Here is a 22,645-nt window from a genome sequence, read left to right on the forward strand (position 1 = left end):
GGACAGTTCTAATGAACACTTGTAATTCCTAGTATAGCACAGAAATAAAAAAGACCAATAGGGTATACCCTATTGGCTAGATTGGTTTAGTCAAACAAAAATCTTAATTGGTTCCTTATAAGAGCATATAATTCCATCATCACAACTGTCCTGCTATAATTATGGTAAAGGTGGTGGATCTCGACATTGTTGCTGAATACGGCATTGATATTTCTAAACTGTATGACAAGATCAAAAATGTTATCGTTCGGGAAGTAAAGAATATGACCGAATTAGAAGTAATTGAGGTAAATGTGAATGTTGTTGATGTCAAGACAAAGGAGCAACATGAAAAAGATTCGACTTCTCTGCAAGATCGCGTGAGCGATGCCACAGACAAAACGAAGGAAGCCGTCAGTAAGGGCGCAAAGAAATCGAAGGAAACATTAGGTGACAGCATTGATAAAGTAACGTCTGACAATAAATCTAGTCGTGTTAACTAAGGGAGTGAGTAAATATGGGACTTATATGGTCATTAATCGTCGGGGCAATCATTGGTGCCATTGCTGGCGCAATCACTAACCGTGGTGCTGCTATGGGCTGGATTGCAAATATCGTAGCTGGTTTAATCGGTGCGTGGATTGGCCAAGGGCTCCTTGGCACTTGGGGCCCTTCGTTAGCTGGCATGGCATTGATACCATCGATCATCGGGGCAATTATTTTAGTTCTGATTGTTTCATTAGTTGTTGGTCGAACCAGTAAAAAGTAAGGGGGAATTTTATGGACGTCTTGAAAAGTGTATTTAAGTTTATGATTGCTTCTACGCTCATTGTAGGTGGTGTCCTCATCGGTGGCACCGTCTTGGCTGCTAAGAAAGTAGATGGCATTGGTGATACATTGCAACAAAAATTACATGGATAATTAGCCAAATTTATCTGTATTAGGCTTCTTAGAACGTAAATGATTGAGCAATTGAAGATCAGTTAATCAATATTTAAATTTGCAATCTACCTTATAAGTGTCATTCACACTATCTCTTGTAGGATCTCCTTATTAGACAAGCAAATTAAAATGTGGAATAATACTGTTGTAACAAATACATTATGGGAGGTTATATTATGAGTCTAGATGACAAAATTGATAGCACCAAAGATAAGGTAAGTGGAAAAGCTAAAGAAGTTGAAGGCAAGGTTACGAACGACAAGGCCCGCGAAGCTGAAGGTAAGGGTCAAGGTATTCTAGGTAAGGCTAAAGATAAACTGTCAGATGCCAAAGATGCTGTTAAAGATACGGTTGATAACGTAAAGGAAAAGTTAGATAAAGACGATAAATAAATTATCATTTTTAAGAAGACCAAAATCTGGTCTTCTTTTATTTTTTCACGCTTGTTACCTTGTTTTTTCTCCACACTGTAATACGCGGCTTATGTGGTCGCTGCGGCTTTTTACGTTACCACCGTCCATCTTTAAGCTGATGTTCTAAGTCACCCAAGCAACGTGTCTCTGTGCGACTGACAAGGCCAAATCTGCTATTTACCATCTGGCCCATGCCGGCCACCTCCAAATTTTGGGCAAAATAAAAACGCCACGCTATTTAGCACGACGTCTATTATCCTTACACCATCTTATCGAGCCGAGCACCCGCCTGTGCCCACTCCGGAAACTCATACCCGTATTTACTATGAATTAATCATGATATCGCCACCTCCTGACCATATGCAAAAAAAACAGTGATTAGCTGAACTTTTCGATAAATCTATTAAAAGTTTCCGTAGTCCCATTTGCAATTAGTACAACTAAAGCTTCATAGCTAATTTATCAAATTCTTGTATATCAATACCCGTTGCTCCAATTAAATCAAGAATAATCTCCTTTGCTAAGTCTTTACTATAGGAATTTAATTGTTCTGTGAAATCTGGCTCTTCACTTTCATACAGGCCATTGAGCAGTGGAATAATGTAACTATAGATATACACTATTAGTGGATATTCGGTAGATTGCAAATTTAATCCGAATTTTTGGACAAATTTGTCAGCATAACCTGATACGGTGTTTGCCAGTCGAGTATTTTAAGCGGTCGCTGGTTAATTTGGAGTAACGTCGTCGTTAAATCTTGAGCACTAATGTGCTCAAAACGAGTCCCTTTAGGATAAAAATAACGTAAATTCCGATTAAAGCGTTCATTACTACCACGTTCAGCTGGAGTATAAGCATGGCAGTAATAGGTCTTAATACCATATTGTGATTCAAGTGATACTAGCCCACTAAACTCAGCGCCACGGTCCACAGTAAAGCTGTGCACCGGACCATTAAAAGTGGTTAGGAACTTAGTTAGTACTTCATTAACAGTCGCTGTCGTCCAATCTTTTAACCGGTATGCCCAAAGGAACCGTGATTTTCGATCGATTAAAGTTAATAAAACTGCCTTACTATGCCCACGAGGACCAACGACTGTATCTAGTTCAAAATCGCCGATGCGATTACGTTGATTAATCATCATGGGACGCTGTTCAATTGATCGCCCCAAAGATTGATTATATTTGGATCGTTGGTCAACGTTACGCCGTTGGCGTACGCCATGTTCAGGTAGATCATTCAAGGAGAAATCAATTCTCCCCTGATTTAGCCAATTATAAATAGATTTAGTAGCTAGTTTAAATTCGTGAGCAATCATTCCTGGTGACCAGCTTAGACGTAAATGGTTGAGAATTTTTTGCTTTAACTCATCGCTCAGCTTAGTTTTCCGACCACATCGTAATCGCTTGTATTCGGCATCTGTTTGTGCTAATTCAGCCTGATAAGGTTGACATCGAGATAATTCATAAGAAATTGTTGACGGTGATCGGTTCAGCCGAACGCCCATTTGGATATTGGACAGCCCTAGTTCACAAAAGGTTTCGATTTTAATTCGTTCGGAATAGGTTATACTAGACAAAAGATCAGCTCCTAAAAGATGGGTTTGTGGTAAACACCATTTTAAAGGAAGCTGATCTTTTTTTGTCCGAACAGCGTTCGGATTAATTTTACAATCTACCTTGTATGCAAATATTAATTGCCTATAATTAGATTTAGAAGGATGCAATTTAGATAATGGAGGATTTCATGCTAATAAAAAAATTTTTCTTTCTTATGACTACTCTATGTGCATTCTTAATAACACTCTCGTTAGGCGGAATTAATACTAAGGCCGATTATAAGAATATATCTCCTGTATATACAACGGATAGCAGTGGCACTTACCCTACGAATAATTGGCATCTTACTGATCACAATCAGACGGATGTCATTAATCCGCAGGGAGGAACCAGCGCAAATTGGGATAACAATACTAGTTGGAGCGGAGATCCTACGGATACCACCAACTCTTATATAAAATATGGTACAGACACAAGTAACCCAGATTTGGATATTCGTAAGTATGCAAAAGAAACGAATACACCTGGTCTTTATGATTTGTATCTAAATGTTCGTGGTAATCAAAAACAGACTATTAAACCAATAGACGTTGTACTTGTCGTTGATATGTCTGGGTCAATGGAGTCAAACAGATGGGGCATGAATCGAGCTGGTGCTGTTCGTACTGGCGTTAAGAATTTCTTGACTTCTATTCAAAACGCCGTTCTGGGTAATTACGTCAATGTTGGTTTAATTGGGTTTTCTAGTCCTGGTTATATCGGTGGCGAATCGGGTTATATTAGTGTCAAATTAGGCAAAGCAGGTAATGCCAGCCAGCAACAAGCGATTAATGGTGCATTGAGTCCAAGGTTTCATGGGGGTACGTATACGCAGATTGGTTTGCGGCAAGGATCAGCCATGCTGAATGCGGACACCAGTGGCAATAAAAAAATGATGATTTTGTTAACAGATGGTGTGCCGACTTTTTCTAACAAGGTGATAAATTCAGAGTGGATAAATGGCACATTGTATGGCACTAATTTTGGATCCAGAAGAGATAAACCAGGAAATACCGCACGACTTCGATGGCCATACATCGATAGTTCAGGTCATCATATATATGATACTTGGCCAGCAACATTGGGTGAGGCCAAGATAGCAAAGGATAGTGGTAATGAGGTGCACGCGTTAGGCATCCAACTGGGTCACGACGACGACTACATGACGAAAGAAAAAATACGCCAAAACATGCAGCTTATTACCAATTCACCGGATTTATACGAAGATGCTGATAGTGCCGATGCTGTTGAGGCTTATTTGAACAATCAGGCAAAGGACATTATCAAAAGCTTTAATACTGTCACCGACGGCACGATCACAGACCCGATTGGTACGCAATTTCAATATGCGAACAACCAGGCGACCGTTACGAGTGTCGGCAAGCAAACTGTGCCAGCAAGTGAGTTGCCAAGTGCGGCGATCCAAGATGGTCAATTGACAGTGAATCACATGAACTTGGGTAAGGATCAGGAAGTTCAAATCCATTATCAAGAGAGGATTAACACCGAGTCTAATAATTTTGTCCCTGATAAATGGTATCAAATGAATGGTGCAACTACTCTAACCCCGAATGGTGATGATCCTAGCAATCAAGTAGATTTTGGTATTCCTTCCGCTAAGGCACCGGGGACAACATTAACTATCAATAAAGTATGGAATATGCTTCCAAATGATAATAACATTCCTGATAGTATTGATTTTACAGTTAATCGAGGCAATACGACAGATAATAATGCTTGGACTCAGGCAACTGGTAGTTTGTCTAAAACTCAAAACTGGACAGGAACTTTTGACAAGTTAAGTCATAATAATTCGAATGTGTACCTACCTAAATTTAATGATCACGGGCAAGACTTTACTTATAATTTAAGCGAAGATAACGTTGCAGGATTTTCTTCATCAATTAACCAAGTATTAAATAATTTTACAATAACAAATAATGAACTGGGATTAGCCGTACAAAAATTTGATTCAGATGGTAATAGTTTAACTGGTTCACAATTTACACTAGTCAAAGATACTGATAATTGGCAAGCAACCGATAGTTCATTTACCCCTGAATCAATCAATGGTAATGATAATCCCATTCCAATCAAGCCTGGTTATTATGAATTAAAGGAAAATACCGCCCCAGTGGGTTATTCTTTGGATGCTTCAACCATTAAATTTCAAGTAACCGAAAATGGGCAATGGCTAGATCAGCAAGGAACTCCAATAAGCAATAATACATTACCCTTCAGTGATGGTTTCTATGTTAATAATCAAAATGGTAATGACATATTAACCTATGCTAAGCATGATAATATTAAGCCTTTTACTTTGACAGTTAATAAAATTGATAAAGTAACTAATCAGTCAGTTAAAGGTGCTGAATTTCAATTAACAAATTCTGATACTAATCAAACTATTCAACCTGATGAGTCTGGGGATACGGCTACTTTTACTTTTAATAATCTTCAGCCAGGTAACTATGTCCTCAGTGAAACTAAGGCTCCTACTGACTATGCCCCATTATCTAGTGGCATTAATTTTAGCATTGATAACACCGGTAAAGTTACTATACCAGATGGATATGATAGTAATTCTGAATTAACTGCTGGCAATAGTAATAATACTATAAGTTTAACCGTTCCTGATACTCCCACATCAGGCCAATTACCAGCAACGGGCGGTCCGGGAATCACTATTATATTAGTTACTGGTTTGATAATAATGATCACTACCGCTGCGGGAATAATATTCATCTCCCGTCGTAGATGGGAGGTGTAGAAATGATGAAGAAATTAATGTTTATAGTTATTACATTCTTAACCTTCCTTAGCATTTCGACAATTATCAAGCTCCCAGTTCAGGGAGCTAGCAATGTAAATAATGTTCAAATTGTTTTACATCATCGTATTAGTGAAGATGGTAATTTTGTTGAAGTAAATAACGATGGTAAAGAGCATTACTACAATGATGGAATGGTTGATGGTGTAAACACCACCTTTAGTGTTTATGATTTAACGACCAAATACACTGATTATTTAACACACAACCGCTCGCCTGAGAATTTATTTCAAAAAATTGGTGTGATGAGTCCTACTAAGATTCAAAAATTTATTATCGATAATAAACTGCATAAATTATTTAACGTCACTACAAACAATGCTGGGATTAGTACATTTGATGTTAATGGTAGCGATTATAAAGCTTATCTAATTGTACAGAATAATAACGATAATTATGGAACGCAATCATTTGCGATGCCAATTGCTATTAGTTTTCCATTTAGGGACACTAACACTGGGAAACCAATGTCAGTTATTCACATTTATACAAAAGCTAATAATCTTAGAAGGGCACCCTACTTCTTTAAATATGGTAAAGACAGTTGTGGTAATAAATTTCCCTTAGGGGGAGCTAAATTTGTATTTTATCGTTTTGCAGATAATCATCGCAAAGAATATTTAGGTATAAATAATGATTGGGTAACTTCCTCAGATCCTAAAAATGATTATCGGATTTTAAAATTATCCTCACATAAAAGTGGCTTGGTATTATTACGAAAGTATGATCTCACATTAGGAACATATTACTTTAGTGAAGTTCAGTCAGCCAAAGGCTTTAAAATTTCTAATTATGCTCATCATATACCTGTTTGGATACCGGGATCTTTGACCAACTTAGGATTTAGTAGGGACATTATTGTTAATCATTCTCGGATTCCACCTTTATCTGCTTATCAAGTTCCTTTGTCTGTTTACTATAACCGTGATTTACGAATTTATAATTGTCAAAGGAGATTCTCTTCTAACACCATAACAAATGATAAAAGTGGAGGGAATGGAAGTCACAGTAAAAATGGTGGTTTTCAACCCGGTTACGTTGATAAAGGTGGTGGTAATTACAAGACAAATAATGCTAATCGCAAAGGAATAAAGGGATTATTGCCTCAAACGGGGGAGCAACAATTAAAATTTTCTTTACTGGGAATAGCATTGATATTATTGGGAATAATTATTTACGTATTTAATCATAGAAGAGGAGAAATAAAGAATGAAAAGTAAATTAAAATCGTTAATTACAGGGTTAATTATGATCCTACCACTACTTTTGTTGTCATTTGCAACCCCACAAAAAGTATCCGCAGCAGACACTGATAATAGTGTTAAGGTCACTTTGCATAAGCGGGTATTTGACAGTGCTCAAGAAGCAAAGCAAAATACTGGTGAAATAATGAATGATTTTGGTGGCACTGGTTTAAATGGTGTTACCTTTAAAGCTTACAATGTAACTGATCATTATTTATCATTAAGAAAGAGCGGTGATTCTGCTCAAGATGCTGTCACTGCTATTAAATCTGATGCTAAAGATAGTGATAATCTGCCCTCATATGCAAGTAGTGCTGTTGCTACAGAAACAACTGCTACTTCTAAGGGTGAAGATGGTATTGCAGCTTTTGATAATTTGAATCTTAAAGATAGTGATGGCAATTATCAAACCTATTTGTTTGTCGAAACCGATTCACCTACAGATGTTACTCAACAAGCTGCACCAATTGTTTTGACAATGCCGATTTATAAAACGTCTGACACATCAGCTATTAATCATGATATCCAAATTTATCCTAAGAACGTTAAGAGTACCCCAATTACTAAGGATCTAGATGAAGCTTCTAAGAAGGACTTAGCAGTTACATTACCTGATGGATCTACCATTTACAACGCTCAATATGGTCAAAGCTTCGGCTATAATATCACAGTTAATGTTCCTTGGAATATTAAGGATAAAGACACTTTCAATGTTGTTGATAAGCCAGATACAGGCATTGATATAGATGCAAGTACTGTATCTATAGATGGTTTAACCAAAGGTACTGATTATACAGTTAACAAAAAAGATAATGGGTATCAAGTTGTCTTTAAGACCACTTCAGCAGCTGTGCAAGCCTTAGCCGGAAAATCATTAACCATTACCTATAAAGCTACTTTGACCAATAATGCTACTCCTGATACAGCGATCGGTAATACAGCTACACTAAATATTGGTAACGGTACAGATATAACTTCTACCCCGGCCAATGGGCCAAAAATTTATACCGGTGGAGCTCAATTTGTTAAGAAAGATTCTCAAAGTAATAAGACCTTAGCAGGTGCTAAATTTCAATTAGTAAAAGTAGATAGTAATGGTAATATAGTTTCTTATGCTACGCAGGCATCTGATGGTTCCTATACTTGGAGTGATTCTGCTACAGGTGCCACAACGTATACTTCAGATACAAATGGTTTGGTGGCACTTAAGGGATTATCATATTCAGATAAGCTTGATTCTGGTGAAAGTTATGCCTTATTAGAAATTCAAGCCCCTGATGGTTATGCGAAATTGGATAGCCCAGTTAAATTTAGTATCACTAAAGGCTCTTTCGACGATTCTAATAAGATCACAATCGATAACACTAAAGAAGGTCTTTTACCAAGTACCGGTGGTAAGGGAATTTATATCTTTTTAGCCATTGGTATTGTCATTATGATTGTTGCCTTTGGTGGTTACAAAGCCATTAAAAAACATGAAGAAATCTAATTATTATTTCTAGATCAAAGATGAAGGGACGCCAATAATTATTTGGCGTCCCTTCATCTTTATTAATAAGCGAATATTAATAAAGGACACCGACTATATGAATCATAAAAAGGCATCTAATAATTGGCTAAAAATTATTATGGTAATTATTTTTACTGTTGGAGTGATTATCGCATTATATCCCTTCTATGTAGAAGCCATTAATAATTATATTGACCAACAACGTATTAACAAAGTAGATAAAACTAATAGTGAGCTATCTGCTCAAAAAAGAAAAGCATTAGAAACTAGGAACCGAAGACTAGCTGAAAATGGTTTACACCCAGAAAATGATCCCTTTGCTGGTAGCAGCAAAAGAACTCAGGTTTCTCTCAAAAAGCATTTAATTGGCAGTATCAGTATTCCCAAGATAAAGGCAAATATGCCCCTTTTTGATACAACAAATGCGGAGACTTTGAATTATGGTGCTACAGTATTGCAAGGGACTTCATTTCCATTGGGAGGTAAAAACACGCATACGGTAATTGCTGCCCATCGTGGACTACCAAGTAGAAAACTATTTACAGATTTGAATTATGTTAAGAAGGGAAATATCTTTGTTCTAACAGTATACAAAAAGAAATTAGCTTATAAAGTTTATAAAATACAAGTTGTTAAGCCTAATCAGACATCAGTTTTAAAGATTATTCCTGGTAAAGATTTAGCTACCCTATTAACCTGCACCCCTTACATGATAAATTCACATCGTCTATTGGTAACTGGGTACCGCATTCCTTATACTCCTAAGATTGCAAAAGATGTAAACCATGCTAATAATGCAAATAATGCTAATCAGTTATTAATCCTAATAGCCATTATTTTATTATTATTAGCAATTCTAGGATATATAATTAAACTAATCCACCAAGGAATGTTAAGAAAGAACCGATTTAGTTTAATTTTTTATCGCTTAAGTCAACAAGGTGATGTTGTTAAAAATACTACCTATGCATTACAAACACGTGTATTACGAAGACCAATTTATCGAAACGGTAAAAAATTTATTGTCACAGCTGATAATGATGGCAAAGTTAACTTCAATAACTTGCCAGGAGGATTGTATCACGTTCAAGAAATTGTTCCTAATGATAAAATAGGGTGTACTGTTGGTATTAAAAAACTTCATCAGCAGACAGCTAAAATGTATTTAAAAGATAAAAATAGATCATTATTAAAACTTTATCACAATGATTAATCAATCAAAAAAAGGGAAATCTACCGAAACATTAGGCAGATTTCCCTTTTTTTGAAAACTAAATTCAGTGTTTCAGACTTTGATCCAGTTCGGATTTGGGTTGTTTGATTGATGGATTTCCTTCAGCAAATGCTTTCAGTTGTTTTTGTGTTCGCTTACTGATTTCTTGGTGAACATCAGTTAACTGATGTCTAAATTGTGATTTTTGCTGTGTATTAGTCGTTTGCTGAATTTGTTGTTGCAAGCTTTGGTAGGACTTATTAAGATCATGGGCTGATAACTTTTTTAGATCATGCTCAGGCTCTTTTTGGGCTTCTTGTAAGCCTAATTGTTTGGTTAACCCGTCGCTAAGCTCAATCACTTTGTTGCTAACTTGCTGGATTTCACTTAAAGCACTATGGATCACCGCTTTATCTTTGGCCCAGGTAGCCACATAACCAAGTGAGTAGTTACTGGTATCAACGCCAATATTTTGCATGGCAACATACGCAACCGCTTCGGCCTGGGTTTCCTGATAGGCTCGTGGTCGATCTTTAAAGGCTGATTTTAAGCCGTGTAGCTGGCTATGCGCATATTCGTGGTATAACGTCTTTAGTTTCAAAGCATTGTCGGGCTCATCGCCACCAATGACGATTTCATTAGTGCTGGGTTGAAAATACCCCTTAGCCCCCTTTAGCGTCGCTAAAGGCACTTCACTGACTTTAAGGTCGGTTTGCTGGTTTAAATAATCTTTGAACGCGTTATATAAGCTTGTCACATTCTGATGATCGGCCAAATTTTCTTTGACAAAGTCTTTAGCACTTAACACTGGTTCACCGCTAGTTTGTGCCACATCAAAGACGGGTAGATAGCGATAACCGACAATGGCGCGCTCATCGGTGGTATCAAGATGCTGCTGCTCGGCTGGTGTTAGCTTCTTAATGATCGGAGCCGCAATCCGAATCGCTTTTGCGCCCCGGTTGACGGTGCGGTTAAAAGCCTTCTGCCATTGCTTAAAACCGGCGACTTGAGTGGCTTGAGGATTTTGCGCATAAATTAAATCAATGTTTCTGGCGCTATAACGATGAAATTTAGCCAGGGTATTGAGATACTTTTTAAATTGGTCACTATCAGTTAATTTTAGGATTTGCTGTTCAGCCTGGGCGACTAATTGTGCTTTCCAAGCCTTAACATCTGCTTTATTTGGCATAAGTTACCCCTCCTCATCTTCAAAAATATCATTCAGTATGGGAGCCACTTTTGTTTGAATTGAGGTCGTGCCATAAAGGGCAACGTAACCGTCAGACAATTTTTGCCAAGCCACTTGATAATAGGCTCCGTTACCAGTGATTTCTTTTAGATACTTGTAGGTTCCTTTAGCCTGCAAAACTGGTAATTCACTCCCAATGACTGCTAATTTATTATCCATTTTATGATCTCCTTTGCTTTGCTAATCTCACCCGTTGTTTAGGTTTACTTTTGGCTTTATAAAAGTGAACCTAAATGACGGGTTCACCAACCGGAACGTAGTGCAGGGCGGTAGGTAGGTTCTAATCAAAATCAAAACTTAATTTATGGCCGTCAAGCTTTAACTTGGCGTCAAACGACTTTCCTTTTTTACTCTTGAAACCCTTTAATTTGCTCGTTTTCCCCTTGGTGACCAACGCTTTAATTGCGGTCTTACCGAGGGTCTTACTGCTCCATTTCTTGGGCAGGGTAAAGCTTTCGCCTTGCTTAGGCTTTACAATGTAAAACTTCTGTTTATTTAAAACGGTCGCTTGCGGTGTTTCTAAGAAGACCTCGTCGGACTTTTGTGCTTGCTGTTGGTGATTGATTTGTTGCTTAATGGCTGCATTGCCGGTTAATTGTGTGGGAACATCAGCGATTAACTTCGCCACAAACTTCTTAATTTGGCTCAAAAAATTATCCGGAGTGCGTTCTTCGGTACTGATTTGCTGTAACGCTTGCTCCCATTTAGCTGTCATTTCTGGACTAGTTAGCAATGGTTCGAGTTCGACTGCTTTACATAAAGTGATTCCGGCTTCACTGACGTGCAACTTATTCTTTTCAGTAACTAAGTAGCCGCGTTTCTTTAACACTTCCAGCACATTGGCCCGGGTCGCACTTGTCCCAATGCCTTGCACATCTTTGAGAATCGCCTGGGCTACTTCATCATCAAGCGTTTTGCCAGCGGTCTTCATGGCCGTAATTAATGTCCCTTCGGTAAAGGGTACCGGCGGGGTCGTTTCTTTTTGCGGTGTTTGCAGATTCACTTGAACTTGGTCGCCTTGGTGAACGATCGGTAGGGTGGCTGCCTCTTGCTGATCAGCTTTGTGATCATCAAATAAAGCTTGCCAACCTTGCTTAGTTGGGACCTTACCCGTTGCTTTAAAATTGGCGTCACCAACTTGGGTAATAATTGTAGTTTCCTCGTACTCGTACGGATCAGCAAACATCGCTAACGTCGTTCTTAAAACCAAGTCATAGACTTGTTGCTGTAATTTAGGTAAGGCAGCTAATTGATCTTTAGTCGGGACGATTTTAGTCATGATAATGGCGTAGTGTTCTTCAACCTTCTTTCCATTAACATAGCGCTTATTCGGGGCGGTATTGGTTAAAGCGACTTGCTTAGAGACTAAACCCAGATACTTCGTCAGATTAGCCACTAAATACTCAAATTCTTCATCAGTGATATAAGCACAATCGGTGCGGGGATAACTGAGTAGTTTGTCTTCGTATAAGCTTTGAATAGCCGCTAAGGTTTGGCTGGCGCTGGCGTGATAACGTTTATTCATGGCACTTTGGAGACTAGATAGCGAGAATAGTTGGGGACTAGCTCGTTTTTTGCCTTGCTTTTGGACGTCCTTGATTAAACCGGCCTGTGAGCCTTTCTGAACGTTTTTAGCTTGCATGAATGTTATTAGCCCTGTTTCGTCTTTAAATCGCTGATAGGGGTCTAATTTTGCGACGAATTTTTGCTGATTAGCAAGAATTTCAGCATTTAGTTCAAAATAGGGTTCCGGCTTAAAGTGTTTGATTGCCTGGTCTCTTTGATAGACCATATACAAGGTTGGCGTCTGCACGCGACCAATCGAGTACACCCCACGTACCCCGTTTTGTCTTAATAACAAAGTATATAAGGGACTACCATTCATGCCGATCAACCAATCGCTAATTTGACGAGTTTGGGCTTCTTTATAAGCCAAATAATCTTTGTGCCAATCACCAAGATTTTTGAATCCGGTAATAATGGCGTCTTTTTCTAGGCTATTCAACCATAGCCGCTTAATGGTCTTCTTTTTAACGTCAATCTGGGCTTGGCTCATGATTGACCACGCAATATTAGAGCCTTCCCGACCACTATCGGTGGCAACAATAATGGTATCGGCCTTCGTTAACAGGTCTTTGACGACCTTGAATTGATCTTTTTTACTAGCTGACACCACAAACTTGTATTTGTTGGGGAAAATCGGTAAATTAGATAAGGCCCATTGCTGGTATTTCTGATCATATTTATCCGGTGTGGCTAGTTCAACTAAATGTCCGAGACCATACGTCACAAGCGTATTTGCGGGCAAAACAGGGTCACTAACCGTATAGTAACCCTGTTTTTTTGTGCTCTTTTGAAAGGCTTGGACGTATGAACGGGCTTGACTGGGTTTTTCAGCTAAGATAACAGTGGTCATGTTCGTTCACTCCTTGTGATTAAGTTTTTGATCTAATTCTGTTTTACCTTGTTCAGCCGCTTTCAACCAAGTTTCACGTCGCAATTCTTGTTGTTGCTATATCGATTGTTGCTTCAAATAATGTTGATACCGGTTGATGGCTTTGAGATCTGCATAGGCTGACCAACGGAATAATAAGCCACCCAGCAGTAAAACTAAGGCCATTAGCGCAGTTCCTAAAAAATCGGTATGGTTCGCTGTAAAAAGCTCTTGGTATAAATCCATTAACATGAGGTAAATTCCCATTATATAGAAGACCATGCTAACTAAGTTATCAAAATAGTAAGACAACTTAGTCCGCCGTGAAGGTGTTGTAAAAGGATCGGTTCGCATATCTTTTTTGGCTTTTTCCAATAACCAGTGTGCGATTTTCTTCATAACTATTTTTCCTCCTAGTGGTTACGGAAATAATTTTGAAACATTCTCATGGCACCCATACCAGTACTCTTAGTCACACCGGTTGAAGCCCAAAAGTCTTTAACGGCGTCAGGTGTTTTGACCACCAGAAAACCGAATCCGATTGAAGCAATAAAAGCAATAAACCCGTATTTAGCCATATTAGTGAAACACCATACTGATAGTGACATACAAAGCACCTGGCTAATAATAGAAGCATTGTAATAAATGTACTTCTTCCACCACGTGCCACTGTAATCAAAGCTTTCGGTCGCCATGCTCATTGCAGCTAAAGGAATTGTCAGGTTATACCAAGCCATATCAGCCACAAACACACACATCTTGATAAAGAACACGACGGTTACGACAGTGAAGATTAGCAGAAACAAAATCTGTAAGGGTAGCGAAATGCCAACATCTTTTAGCCCAGGAACTTTATTCATGCCGGTAATTGATTTAGCAGTGAATTTCTGATCAGAACTAAACATATACTTTAGCAGGGGCAAGGTAATTGAACCTTGAATAAAGCCCTGTAAAAACACGAAAACCGGAATCACGGCCGCTGATTTAATCCCGTCCATGATGATATTAGCCCAAGTAACATCGGTACTTTCATCTGCCTCTTTTAGAATTGTCATCACAATGCGGCCAAGGACGACCACAACGACTAACGATGTCGCAAAGGACAGGAAGATGGCATACCACGTTTTAACAATTGGCAAGCTTTGATTGGCTTGGTCAATAATGGCCTTGCAGATGTTGAATAAACCGTCCAACAAACCAGATAATGCCCATTCAAAAAAGTGTGTAATAGCTGATTGAATGATATTTGTCATTTTAAATCCCTCCTTTGTCTATTTGGGAATAGGTGAGACTGTACCAGTATCACTTTTAGCTAGTGTGTTAATTGGTGTTAGTTTATATTTGTCTGATTGCTTCTTAATCTTAAACAGTCGTGTTTCTGTGCTACCTGAAACACTATTTTTACCAATGAACTTAATTTGTTCATTGCCCTTGCTTTCAAGCAACTTGTACTCATACACTTCACTAAATCCAGCTTGGGTAAGTGTTAGATTGCTTTTTGAAAACTTTGCAGTAGCGGCCATACCATTATCTTTGCTAGAAGCAAACGTCCACTGGTGACTTTGCAAATCCTGTGCTGTAGACTTCCCACAAGCGGTAAGACCAACAACCATCAGCAACACTGTCATCACAGCGATTATATATTTCCGATATTTTTTCATTAATATGTCCTCCATTAGCCAAGCATTTTCTTATGTCTGGACTCTAATTCTTGATCGATATTGTCCTGCAATTTGTCTTCTTCGTCATCGGTTGTTTGATAGTCTTTTTTTGCTTGGTGTTGTGCTTTAACCGTCTGATTCCACTTAGCTACCTTATTCTTAAAGTTGGTTTCTTGACTGGCTTCTGGTTGGCCTTGATACTCGTTTTGTGACAAGTTAACCAAATGATCGGCTCCCGGAAATAGTTTAAATTGGAACGCTTTTGTAGCTTTGACTGGTCGGGCATTACTAAAGATTAATAAGCTCTGATCTTCGGGCATCCGCATAATTTCATCGGGTGTCATCAGCGAACGGCTCGTATAGCTGTAACTATCGCTCTTACTGTGGCTCTCTTCCTTACTGTGACTAGTACTTTCACTTCCCGTTTCCACTTTCACCGTTGATTTTCCTAGTAAATCACTAAAGTATTTAGCAGTCACGTCATTAGCGGCATTCAAGCAAATTTTAACCGCATGATTACCTAAGATACTCTCGGCCTTATCCTTACCATACAAGGCTTGGAGCTGGGTTAAGGTCTGACAAATGGTCGTCACGCCAATACCGTACCCCCGACAGGTAGCTAAAAATTCTTCATATTTTGGGAATTTTCCTAAGTTGACAAATTCATCAAGGATAAAGTCGACTTGGTGGGGCAATTTAGCGTGATGATCGGCGGCTAATTTGTATAATTCATCAAACAATTGTGAGAAAAACAGATTGATGAAGCTTTCATAAGTGTTATCCATGACGGGGATAATTACATATAGCACAACTTTGGCTCTGCCAATCTCTTTTAAATCAAAATCCGAAAAACTGGTAAAATCGGCCACTTCTTTGTCGACGAACTTCGAAATGGTCGCCAACAGGCTTTCAATAATGCTGGCTTTCATTTCCCCTTTGGCCTTTTTGAAACCTAACTCATAAGCGCGTCTCGCTGGATCAGACATGGTTAGATCAAGAAATAAGGTGTCTAACGGACTATCTGCACCCTTTTCCTCGGCTTCGACATCATTTTCTTGTAAGACTTGCGTTACGCCCGCCAAATTTCGTTGCTCTGGTGGCCGGTGGTTCATGACAAACAGGATTAGTGCCTTCAAAAGTTGCCGTTGGGTACTGAACCACACATCTTTTTTGCCCTCGGCATTTTCACTCTGAACGATCTTTGTTGCCACGGTTTCGGCTTGAATATCGCGCTGAATATAATCAAAGGGATTGTAGCGGTCACTGTGCGCCATGTTGGCAAAATTGACGACATGTACTTGATAGCCTTGAGCTAGTTTGATACCGGCCGTCTTTTCGTATAATTCACCTTTCGGGTCGGTTACGACAATGCTGTTCTCCGTTTCGTTAAACAGGTTGGTAATCACGACTGATTGAGTCTTATACGATCCTGGGCCCCCAACCACAAAGATGTTCCGGTTGGGTTTGGTACTGTTATTTTGGTAAACAATTTGTTTATCCACGATCCCTAAAATCGTCCCATTCATGTTAATCTCCCCCTTTCGCTGACTTTTCTCGATCCACTAATGATTTGAGAATTTCTGCCTTGGTACTCTTGTTAAATGCTGTGGTGAGATCTTTGGCATTGATACTAAAGTAATGGTCGCTCAACTCTTTTAGATTGCCCCAAGTCGCACTCCCGTGGGTTTCAGTGTCCGCAGTTTCCCAAGCTTTATGCTTGCTGTTCCGTTTCAAGGCAAAATAGACGGTGTATATGATAACGGCGACACTGACAATAATTAATACCGGGTTCTTTTGGCCTAAATATAAGTTGTAATAATGCCAGGGGTGTAAGGCTAATTGTTTTAATACGGTTGGCATATGATCCGCAAAGGTTAGCTTATAACGGGACAAGGCCATGACAGCTCCAGCTAGGATCTCCGCTAAATACAAGCCAATGATTAGCGTTAGTAGGTACGGCCAACTGGCTTTAACGCTGTTTAATAATTTGTCTTTCATCTAATCACCTACTATCTGTTTAATTCTTTGTTGGTTGGTGCCGGTGTACCGTTGCTTGCCATGGATCAAGGTTGGTACTGACGTTAATTGATATTTTTGAATGTAATGCCGATTCTGCGGTTGGTTCATGTTAATCAAGACGATGTTGTGACTGATTGCGTTGTGCCAATAAATCTGATGAAAAATAGCTTGGCAATCCGGACAATCATCACGGTAAAAGAACAGAACTTTATCAGAATGCTTAGCCAGCGTCACGATTGATCGCTGCTTTTCTACGTGATTGACATATTGATGACCAGCAAACCCGCTAACGGCTAAAGCCACCACGATTACCGCTAGGGCTTTACCAACGCGTTTAATTAAGGTCACTGGCTTTAAAGCTACTACCTAAATTTTGGACTGCGGTGATTCGATCCGTGGTGGTATCGAAAGTCACTTGATAAAGTACCGTCGCCTTTTGCCAGTCGTTGTCGCCACTCCTACTTTCGTAACTGACAACGGCCAAGCCTTTCATATTTTGCCCCTGCTTACTTTGCGTATACAGGTTCAGTTGATTTAACTTAGCTGAAACACTATTGCTATCACCATACGTGCCCTTATTTGAAAAGTATTGCTGATATAGCTTGTCGGAAATCAAGTCTTTCACGCCATCTTTACGCTGTCCGTAGGTCTTGGGCTTAAAGTTGTTCATGACCTTAAAGAACTTGGTGACTACCGTATTAAAACTCAGTTCAGCCTGACTTTTATCTTTATTATTTTGGTAGGTCTTATAACTGTCAATTTGGGTGCTCAATAACTGCTTTTGTTGGTTGGTTTTAGTCAATTGCTGACTAACTTGTCGCTTTTGCTGTTGTAAGCGACTGATCTGTTGTTGCGCCTGCTTAACTTGGCTATGTTGATAGGCATTCGCCCCTAATGACATGATTAAGATCAAACTACCAATCGCAATACTTAAAACCATGCTGCGTTTCATTTACTCGTCCTCCTTACTTCTTGATTGGCCGGGCTAACGTTACATCGCTACCGTTCAATAAACTATAAAAAGCGGTGCCAAAAGTGCTTTCGTTAACTTTATCACCCGTACCACCTTGCTCAATAATCTTGGTGGCTTTACCTTGCCATTTATCTAGCAGAATGGCAGTGTGACCGTTGTTTCCGGCTCCCGCACCTTGATTGACGATGACAATATCGCCGGCCTTTGCGTCATTTTCACTGATCTGTTTCAGATATTGATGGCTGCCTTTGGCGTCACTGGCCATCGTGCCGGTAAACCAACCCATGTTGGCCGGTACCTTGTAACCAGCTTTATTAAGCGCTAACCAGACAAAGCCTGAACAATCTGTCCCACCGGTTTTGTTAGGATTCTTTAAATCGCTACCTAAATCGGGGCTAGGGTGGGTTTGAACATAATAGAAGTCGCCCTTCATACTTTCCGCGTTTTTAACAATGCTGCCACCGGAATAGCTCGGGTCACTATCACAACCTAGTTCGGTCAGATCGCCGGAACTTGCATTATCTAACGTATTACCGGCCACGGGATCACTTGCACCCAACACGGAATACCAATGATCGGCATAACCGTATCTTTGGCTTAAATACCATTGTTCCGGGTTCTTACTCATACCCTCGTAATCCATTAACCAGGCTTTGGTCGCTTTATGCACGTCCGTATATTTAAAAATCTGCTTGTTTGACGCATAGTAACTACTGTTCAATTCTTGGTCGAGATAATCCAACTGTACCCCGAGATTGGTCGCTGGTTTATTTTCTTTATGGGCTAAATCTTCCAGTTTATCTTTTCGACCACCTAACCACTGGGCTAAGCCCGTGGCCCCGGAACTGGAATTAACGGACTTGGGATCAAGGCGACTTTCTAGTTGTAAGACCCCCAAGATACCGGCGGCCGCTTGTGGGGTGGCACCATACTTTTGCTTCCAGTGCGCATAAATGTTTTTGGCATTTTCCGTCATGCTCTTACTATCTAATTGCGTTTCTGTGGTCGTTGAATTATCACAACTGTTTTCTTGCAATTGACCTGTTACTGCCGCAATTAACAAGATGATTAGCAGAATGGCGCCACCCACAATATAAGCGATCAACTTCCACTTCTTTTTCTTATATTCAAATGACAATACCTGCATTTAATCACCCACTTTGTGCTTGGCCTGATCGACCTTTTTTTGGGCCGCTTGCTGATTGTTTTGGGCATTCTTTAAATCAGACTTAGCCGAATCCACCTTCTTGTCTTTGTCCTTATCTTTACTGCCGTCAATCTTGTTGGCGTCATCTAACTTCTTTTGGGCGTCGCTAACTTCGTTCTTAGCGGCATTGAGACTTAACAAGGCTTTTAAATACTTAGCTTTAGGACTGTTCACGCCGGCTAACTTGGTTTGGACAGTCTGGGCGTCTTGCGTATCATTATGGGCGAGGAAAGCTTGTCCCATTCTCAATAAAACATCAGCGTTCGTCGTAAAGGATAATTGGTTATTAAGCGTATTGGTATCATAATTAACAATCGCTTTTTCGAGTTTCAATTGATCTTTTTGCTTACTCGTCGCCTTAGTTGGTAACTGCCAATCGGCCACTTGACTGCTATCTTGGTTGGCATAAGCCGCATTAACAACCTTGTTCAACTGACTTGGGTCAACGTTTAAGGCTTGCTGGTATTGACGATGCTTTAAAAAGACACTGACTTGCTTAGTTGAAGGATAGCCGGCCCGTTGCATATCTTTTTGCGCTTCTGACCACTTCTGATCATTTAAAGCGGTCTGAATTTGACCGCTATATTTTAATCGCGTGACCTGAGCTTGGTTCTGGTTAGCTAAGCTTTGATATTGCCGTTCATCACTTTTATGAACTAAGCCGACGGCCAAAACGGCCACAATCGCTACCCCAGCCACACTCAACCATAATCGTTGTTTGGTTTTCTGTTGGGCCGTTTCAACTTCCTGCCATTCGTGATAGCTCACAAAGTCCTCAATGCCGTTAACCACTTCCGTTAACTCATTTAGCGACGTAGCTTTAGCTACTTGTTGTAAATAGTCATCCGGGTGTTTAGCTAGGGCTTCTTTAGGATTGCTTAGTAGCCGTTCGTAGGGCGTCCCCGTCAAGCAAAACAGAATCAGTGCTTTGTATTTGGCTAAATTGCTATGCTTGTCATCATAAGGCATGAGCTCATTGGCCCGGTAGGCGTACCAAACATGTTGCATGGGGTAATACCACAGGTTAGCTGGGTTCAACGCAACGTGATACTGGCTATCGTTAACCACATGTTGCGCCATGATTTCCTTGGCAATCGCTGACCGGATTGCTTTATTTTCATGTGGTAATTCCTTTAATGATCTGACCTTATCCGGCAAGGTATAAGTTAAAACAACCTTCTGGTCTTGCTCAACTACGTTAACCAACTGTAAGAAATTGGCATCAGCTTGCTTTAATTCGTTTAGCTCACTCAACTGGTCGTATCGAAACTGATTGTGATTGAGTTCGAGAATTAACTGGTTTCCCTGTCGCTTGAAGGTGCCAACCTCGATATTCAATAATTGGTTTGGTTTACTCATTTAAAGTCCCTCCTTCCTCCTCGGTGGTAGTTAAAGCGTCAATCTCACTAGGTGTTAAGACCACGCGCTTTTGATAGTCCGGTTGCCCGGCTGTCTCACGGTGATATTTTTCTTGGTAAGCTTCTGGGTCAATTAGCCGTAGTTCTTCTTCGGTCAACTCGACACGCATAAAGGCGCGTTGGCTACCATAGATCATCAGGGCTTCACCTTGTCTACGACGTTCTAATAACTTCTTTTCTTTATCCGAGAACGTCATACGCAACTTGGTAATCACATCATCTACACCTTTTCCGTCAAGACCAAAGAATACTTTAGTATAGGAGTTACCGATAATTGCTTCCCCAATATTTTGCCCTGTATCAGTTGTTCCCTCAATCACATCTTGGATTTGCTGCGTTCCGGCGATCGCTCCAGCATTGTATTTTCTAAACCGTTTGTAGGCTTGATGGAAAAAGGTGGCAGCCGCTTTGTGTAAGGTTAAAAAGTGAAATTCATCAACAAACAATTTCTTGCGGCTATGCCGATCTTTGGTGATTTCGTCCCACAAATACTGGAAGGTATTCAGATAAGCCGCTGATTGGACTTCCTGTTCACTTTGTAGTGGTTTTAGATCAAAAGAAATGATCTTTCCCTTTAGGTTGACGTTGGTGTGCCCGTCAAATAGGCTGTTAGAACCATGGGTATAGCTGCCTAAGATGTAGTAGAAGTCTTTAACCCGATTAAATTTGTCGGCGTCCTTATCTGTCAATTTTTCCAACTCGTCATAGACATTGGATAAGGTCGGCCACTGATCGTCTTTAATTTCTTTTAAGCGGCTATATTTCAAAACGCCACTGTTGACGTAGGCCTGTTTAACGACATCATCAAGAATTGCCAGCTCAACTTGGGTAATCCCGGTTTTAAGGACTTCAAAGAATCCCTTTAATCGCTGGATTTTATCTTTAACTAGTAAATCAAGGTTCGTGACCGCCTCATCGGCGCTTAGGATTTCTTCGGAGAAAATTTGGAGCGGGTTAATTTTGTACTTAGCATTCGAGGTTAGGTGCAAGACTGCGCCACCCAGGGCTTCAACAATCTTGGTATATTCATTTTCTGGATCAATAATGTAGAGTTGATAGTCTTGAATGGCGTAGCGTAGGATTTTCTGAATCATATAGGTGGTCTTGCCGACCCCCGAGGTTCCGATAATCACTTGATTTTGATTTAGGGTCTTGTTGCGATCCAACATATCTACGGCAATTAAGCTGTTGGTGTCTTTGTTAACTCCTTCAATATCACTTCTCGGCTTTAAGTCCAGAATTTCGGCGTCATCAAAGGGAAACATACTGCTGGCCACTTCGGTATTACTCTCTTTATAGGTGTAATCCCCCATAAGGTTCTCGTTAATTGGCATGGTTGACCAAAAAGCCTGGAAGGTTGCTTTAACGGGCACAAGGGGCTTCATTTGTAGCTTAATCAATGTATTCTTAACATTTTCGGTTAAGTCATCTAATTCTGCTAAACTGTTGGCCCGCAGATAAATGAGCATATGTTGGTACACAAATGTGGTAGAATTATCGAGGTATTTATCTAGTTGCATGTTGGCTGAATCAATATAATTTTGCAGAATCTTCTTTTTATACGGGTCGAACGTATTGAGCTTCTGCGCTTCCTTATTTTGAATCGTCTTCTTGTAATAGGTAATCATTGAATTGTTACTGGCGCTGTCGATATATTGCACAATATCGATAACGCCTTTTTTGCGCTTCAATTCTGACAACCAGTTGCCATACACCCGCTTGGGATAGTCAGCAATCGCTAACACCCGAATAAAATTCTCACCCGACTGGACGTAGGTGGGGTACTGTTCCCAGCTAAACGGAAATAGTGAATGCAAGCTATCGCGATCAATCAACTTGGTAAAGTCTTCAATTTCCGATTTGGACTTACTACCCGTTTGGCCGCTATTGCCTTGATGTCTTTCTTTTTTAGTTGGCATAAATAAATCAATGACCTTATCACCAAAACTCATACT

20 protein-coding genes and 2 pseudogenes are annotated in these 22,645 nt (G+C 39.8%); 8 read left to right on the forward strand and 14 right to left on the reverse strand.

What is annotated here, in order from left to right:
* Positions 1 to 173: 173 nt before the first annotated feature.
* The 4 genes and pseudogenes from AC27FM_RS12735 to AC27FM_RS12750 form a co-directional block, all read left to right on the forward strand.
* A pseudogene (locus AC27FM_RS12735) lies at positions 174 to 482 on the forward strand (Asp23/Gls24 family envelope stress response protein); the annotation flags it as partial.
* Between the two features lie 14 nt (positions 483 to 496).
* Positions 497 to 748, forward strand: a complete 252-nt coding sequence (locus tag AC27FM_RS12740; protein ID WP_003680323.1) for a GlsB/YeaQ/YmgE family stress response membrane protein — start codon at positions 497 to 499, stop codon at positions 746 to 748.
* An 11-nt stretch (positions 749 to 759) separates the two neighbouring features.
* Positions 760 to 900 (forward strand): hypothetical protein, encoded by a 141-nt coding sequence (locus AC27FM_RS12745; protein ID WP_003681696.1) that lies wholly within the window; start codon positions 760 to 762, stop codon positions 898 to 900.
* Positions 901 to 1,097: 197 nt separating this feature from the next.
* Entirely contained in the window at positions 1,098 to 1,313 is a 216-nt protein-coding gene (locus AC27FM_RS12750; protein ID WP_003680381.1) for a CsbD family protein, read from the forward strand.
* Between the two features lie 670 nt (positions 1,314 to 1,983).
* On the opposite strand, the gene AC27FM_RS12755 is transcribed toward AC27FM_RS12750, so the two are convergent.
* Positions 1,984 to 2,913: an IS30-like element ISLpl1 family transposase gene (locus AC27FM_RS12755; RefSeq protein ID WP_487088860.1), complete on the reverse strand. Its 930-nt coding sequence runs from the start codon at positions 2,911 to 2,913 to the stop codon at positions 1,984 to 1,986.
* A 167-nt stretch (positions 2,914 to 3,080) separates the two neighbouring features.
* On the opposite strand from AC27FM_RS12755, the gene AC27FM_RS12760 reads away from it, so the two are divergent.
* From AC27FM_RS12760 to AC27FM_RS12775, 4 genes are all read left to right on the forward strand, one after another.
* Positions 3,081 to 5,702 carry a SpaA isopeptide-forming pilin-related protein gene (locus tag AC27FM_RS12760; RefSeq protein WP_487088861.1) on the forward strand — a complete coding sequence of 874 codons (2,622 nt, stop codon included), beginning with the start codon at positions 3,081 to 3,083 and terminating at the stop codon, positions 5,700 to 5,702.
* A 2-nt stretch (positions 5,703 to 5,704) separates the two neighbouring features.
* The gene (locus AC27FM_RS12765; protein ID WP_487088863.1) at positions 5,705 to 6,982 is read left to right on the forward strand and encodes a pilin N-terminal domain-containing protein; all 1,278 of its coding nucleotides are present in this window, start codon (positions 5,705 to 5,707) and stop codon (positions 6,980 to 6,982) included.
* Positions 6,972 to 8,495 (forward strand): SpaH/EbpB family LPXTG-anchored major pilin, encoded by a 1,524-nt coding sequence (locus tag AC27FM_RS12770; RefSeq protein ID WP_487088865.1) that lies wholly within the window; start codon positions 6,972 to 6,974, stop codon positions 8,493 to 8,495. The genes AC27FM_RS12765 and AC27FM_RS12770 overlap by 11 nt, the downstream gene beginning before the upstream one ends.
* Positions 8,496 to 8,592: 97 nt before the next feature.
* Positions 8,593 to 9,729: a class C sortase gene (locus AC27FM_RS12775; protein ID WP_487088867.1), complete on the forward strand. Its 1,137-nt coding sequence runs from the start codon at positions 8,593 to 8,595 to the stop codon at positions 9,727 to 9,729.
* Between the two features lie 64 nt (positions 9,730 to 9,793).
* Here the strand turns inward: AC27FM_RS12775 and AC27FM_RS12780 are convergent, their stop codons facing one another.
* From AC27FM_RS12780 to AC27FM_RS12840, 13 genes and pseudogenes are all read right to left on the reverse strand, one after another.
* The gene (locus AC27FM_RS12780; RefSeq protein WP_487088869.1) at positions 9,794 to 10,918 is read right to left on the reverse strand and encodes an ArdC-like ssDNA-binding domain-containing protein; all 1,125 of its coding nucleotides are present in this window, start codon (positions 10,916 to 10,918) and stop codon (positions 9,794 to 9,796) included.
* Positions 10,919 to 10,921: 3 nt separating this feature from the next.
* A complete protein-coding gene (locus tag AC27FM_RS12785) occupies positions 10,922 to 11,137 on the reverse strand; it encodes a hypothetical protein (RefSeq protein WP_056986576.1) in 216 nt (71 codons plus the stop codon).
* A gap of 121 nt (positions 11,138 to 11,258) precedes the next feature.
* Positions 11,259 to 13,394 (reverse strand): type IA DNA topoisomerase, encoded by a 2,136-nt coding sequence (locus AC27FM_RS12790; RefSeq protein ID WP_487088870.1) that lies wholly within the window; start codon positions 13,392 to 13,394, stop codon positions 11,259 to 11,261.
* 6 nt (positions 13,395 to 13,400) lie between these two features.
* Positions 13,401 to 13,811 (reverse strand): annotated as a pseudogene (locus AC27FM_RS12795) (hypothetical protein).
* Between the two features lie 14 nt (positions 13,812 to 13,825).
* Positions 13,826 to 14,665, reverse strand: coding sequence for a conjugal transfer protein TrbL family protein (locus AC27FM_RS12800; protein ID WP_487088871.1), 840 nt, complete (start codon positions 14,663 to 14,665; stop codon positions 13,826 to 13,828).
* 18 nt (positions 14,666 to 14,683) lie between these two features.
* Complete coding sequence (locus tag AC27FM_RS12805; protein WP_487088872.1) at positions 14,684 to 15,073, reverse strand: hypothetical protein; 390 nt, start codon at positions 15,071 to 15,073, stop codon at positions 14,684 to 14,686.
* Positions 15,074 to 15,087: 14 nt separating this feature from the next.
* Positions 15,088 to 16,599: a VirD4-like conjugal transfer protein, CD1115 family gene (locus AC27FM_RS12810; RefSeq protein ID WP_487088873.1), complete on the reverse strand. Its 1,512-nt coding sequence runs from the start codon at positions 16,597 to 16,599 to the stop codon at positions 15,088 to 15,090.
* A 1-nt stretch (position 16,600) separates the two neighbouring features.
* Positions 16,601 to 17,071: a conjugal transfer protein gene (locus AC27FM_RS12815; RefSeq protein ID WP_108910200.1), complete on the reverse strand. Its 471-nt coding sequence runs from the start codon at positions 17,069 to 17,071 to the stop codon at positions 16,601 to 16,603.
* Positions 17,072 to 17,440 (reverse strand): thioredoxin family protein, encoded by a 369-nt coding sequence (locus tag AC27FM_RS12820; RefSeq protein ID WP_404394530.1) that lies wholly within the window; start codon positions 17,438 to 17,440, stop codon positions 17,072 to 17,074.
* A complete protein-coding gene (locus tag AC27FM_RS12825; RefSeq protein WP_487088874.1) occupies positions 17,427 to 18,044 on the reverse strand; it encodes a hypothetical protein in 618 nt (205 codons plus the stop codon). Before AC27FM_RS12825 ends, AC27FM_RS12820 begins: the two co-directional genes overlap by 14 nt.
* A 13-nt stretch (positions 18,045 to 18,057) precedes the next feature.
* Positions 18,058 to 19,212: a phage tail tip lysozyme gene (locus AC27FM_RS12830; protein WP_487088875.1), complete on the reverse strand. Its 1,155-nt coding sequence runs from the start codon at positions 19,210 to 19,212 to the stop codon at positions 18,058 to 18,060.
* Positions 19,213 to 20,631, reverse strand: a complete 1,419-nt coding sequence (locus AC27FM_RS12835) for a conjugal transfer protein (protein WP_487088876.1) — start codon at positions 20,629 to 20,631, stop codon at positions 19,213 to 19,215.
* Positions 20,624 to 22,642, reverse strand: a complete 2,019-nt coding sequence (locus AC27FM_RS12840) for a VirB4 family type IV secretion system protein (RefSeq protein ID WP_487088877.1) — start codon at positions 22,640 to 22,642, stop codon at positions 20,624 to 20,626. Before AC27FM_RS12840 ends, AC27FM_RS12835 begins: the two co-directional genes overlap by 8 nt.
* Positions 22,643 to 22,645 lie beyond the last annotated feature (3 nt).

This window comes from Companilactobacillus sp. y65-5 (genome assembly GCF_057541095.1).

What these genes read in the sequence shown, in the direction of transcription:
- AC27FM_RS12790 (WP_487088870.1), bottom strand. Translation starts at nt 13,394, where the DNA reads ATGACCACTGTTATCTTAGCTGAAAAACCCAGTCAAGCCCGTTCATAC.
- AC27FM_RS12780 (WP_487088869.1), bottom strand. Translation starts at nt 10,918, where the DNA reads ATGCCAAATAAAGCAGATGTTAAGGCTTGGAAAGCACAATTAGTCGCC.
- AC27FM_RS12770 (WP_487088865.1), top strand. Translation starts at nt 6,972, where the DNA reads ATGAAAAGTAAATTAAAATCGTTAATTACAGGGTTAATTATGATCCTA.
- AC27FM_RS12840 (WP_487088877.1), bottom strand. Translation starts at nt 22,642, where the DNA reads ATGAGTTTTGGTGATAAGGTCATTGATTTATTTATGCCAACTAAAAAA.
- AC27FM_RS12825 (WP_487088874.1), bottom strand. Translation starts at nt 18,044, where the DNA reads ATGAAACGCAGCATGGTTTTAAGTATTGCGATTGGTAGTTTGATCTTA.
- AC27FM_RS12745 (WP_003681696.1), top strand. Translation starts at nt 760, where the DNA reads ATGGACGTCTTGAAAAGTGTATTTAAGTTTATGATTGCTTCTACGCTC.
- AC27FM_RS12740 (WP_003680323.1), top strand. Translation starts at nt 497, where the DNA reads ATGGGACTTATATGGTCATTAATCGTCGGGGCAATCATTGGTGCCATT.
- AC27FM_RS12765 (WP_487088863.1), top strand. Translation starts at nt 5,705, where the DNA reads ATGATGAAGAAATTAATGTTTATAGTTATTACATTCTTAACCTTCCTT.
- AC27FM_RS12830 (WP_487088875.1), bottom strand. Translation starts at nt 19,212, where the DNA reads ATGCAGGTATTGTCATTTGAATATAAGAAAAAGAAGTGGAAGTTGATC.
- AC27FM_RS12750 (WP_003680381.1), top strand. Translation starts at nt 1,098, where the DNA reads ATGAGTCTAGATGACAAAATTGATAGCACCAAAGATAAGGTAAGTGGA.
- AC27FM_RS12785 (WP_056986576.1), bottom strand. Translation starts at nt 11,137, where the DNA reads ATGGATAATAAATTAGCAGTCATTGGGAGTGAATTACCAGTTTTGCAG.
- AC27FM_RS12815 (WP_108910200.1), bottom strand. Translation starts at nt 17,071, where the DNA reads ATGAAAGACAAATTATTAAACAGCGTTAAAGCCAGTTGGCCGTACCTA.
- AC27FM_RS12760 (WP_487088861.1), top strand. Translation starts at nt 3,081, where the DNA reads ATGCTAATAAAAAAATTTTTCTTTCTTATGACTACTCTATGTGCATTC.
- AC27FM_RS12810 (WP_487088873.1), bottom strand. Translation starts at nt 16,599, where the DNA reads ATGAATGGGACGATTTTAGGGATCGTGGATAAACAAATTGTTTACCAA.
- AC27FM_RS12800 (WP_487088871.1), bottom strand. Translation starts at nt 14,665, where the DNA reads ATGACAAATATCATTCAATCAGCTATTACACACTTTTTTGAATGGGCA.
- AC27FM_RS12835 (WP_487088876.1), bottom strand. Translation starts at nt 20,631, where the DNA reads ATGAGTAAACCAAACCAATTATTGAATATCGAGGTTGGCACCTTCAAG.
- AC27FM_RS12775 (WP_487088867.1), top strand. Translation starts at nt 8,593, where the DNA reads ATGAATCATAAAAAGGCATCTAATAATTGGCTAAAAATTATTATGGTA.
- AC27FM_RS12805 (WP_487088872.1), bottom strand. Translation starts at nt 15,073, where the DNA reads ATGAAAAAATATCGGAAATATATAATCGCTGTGATGACAGTGTTGCTG.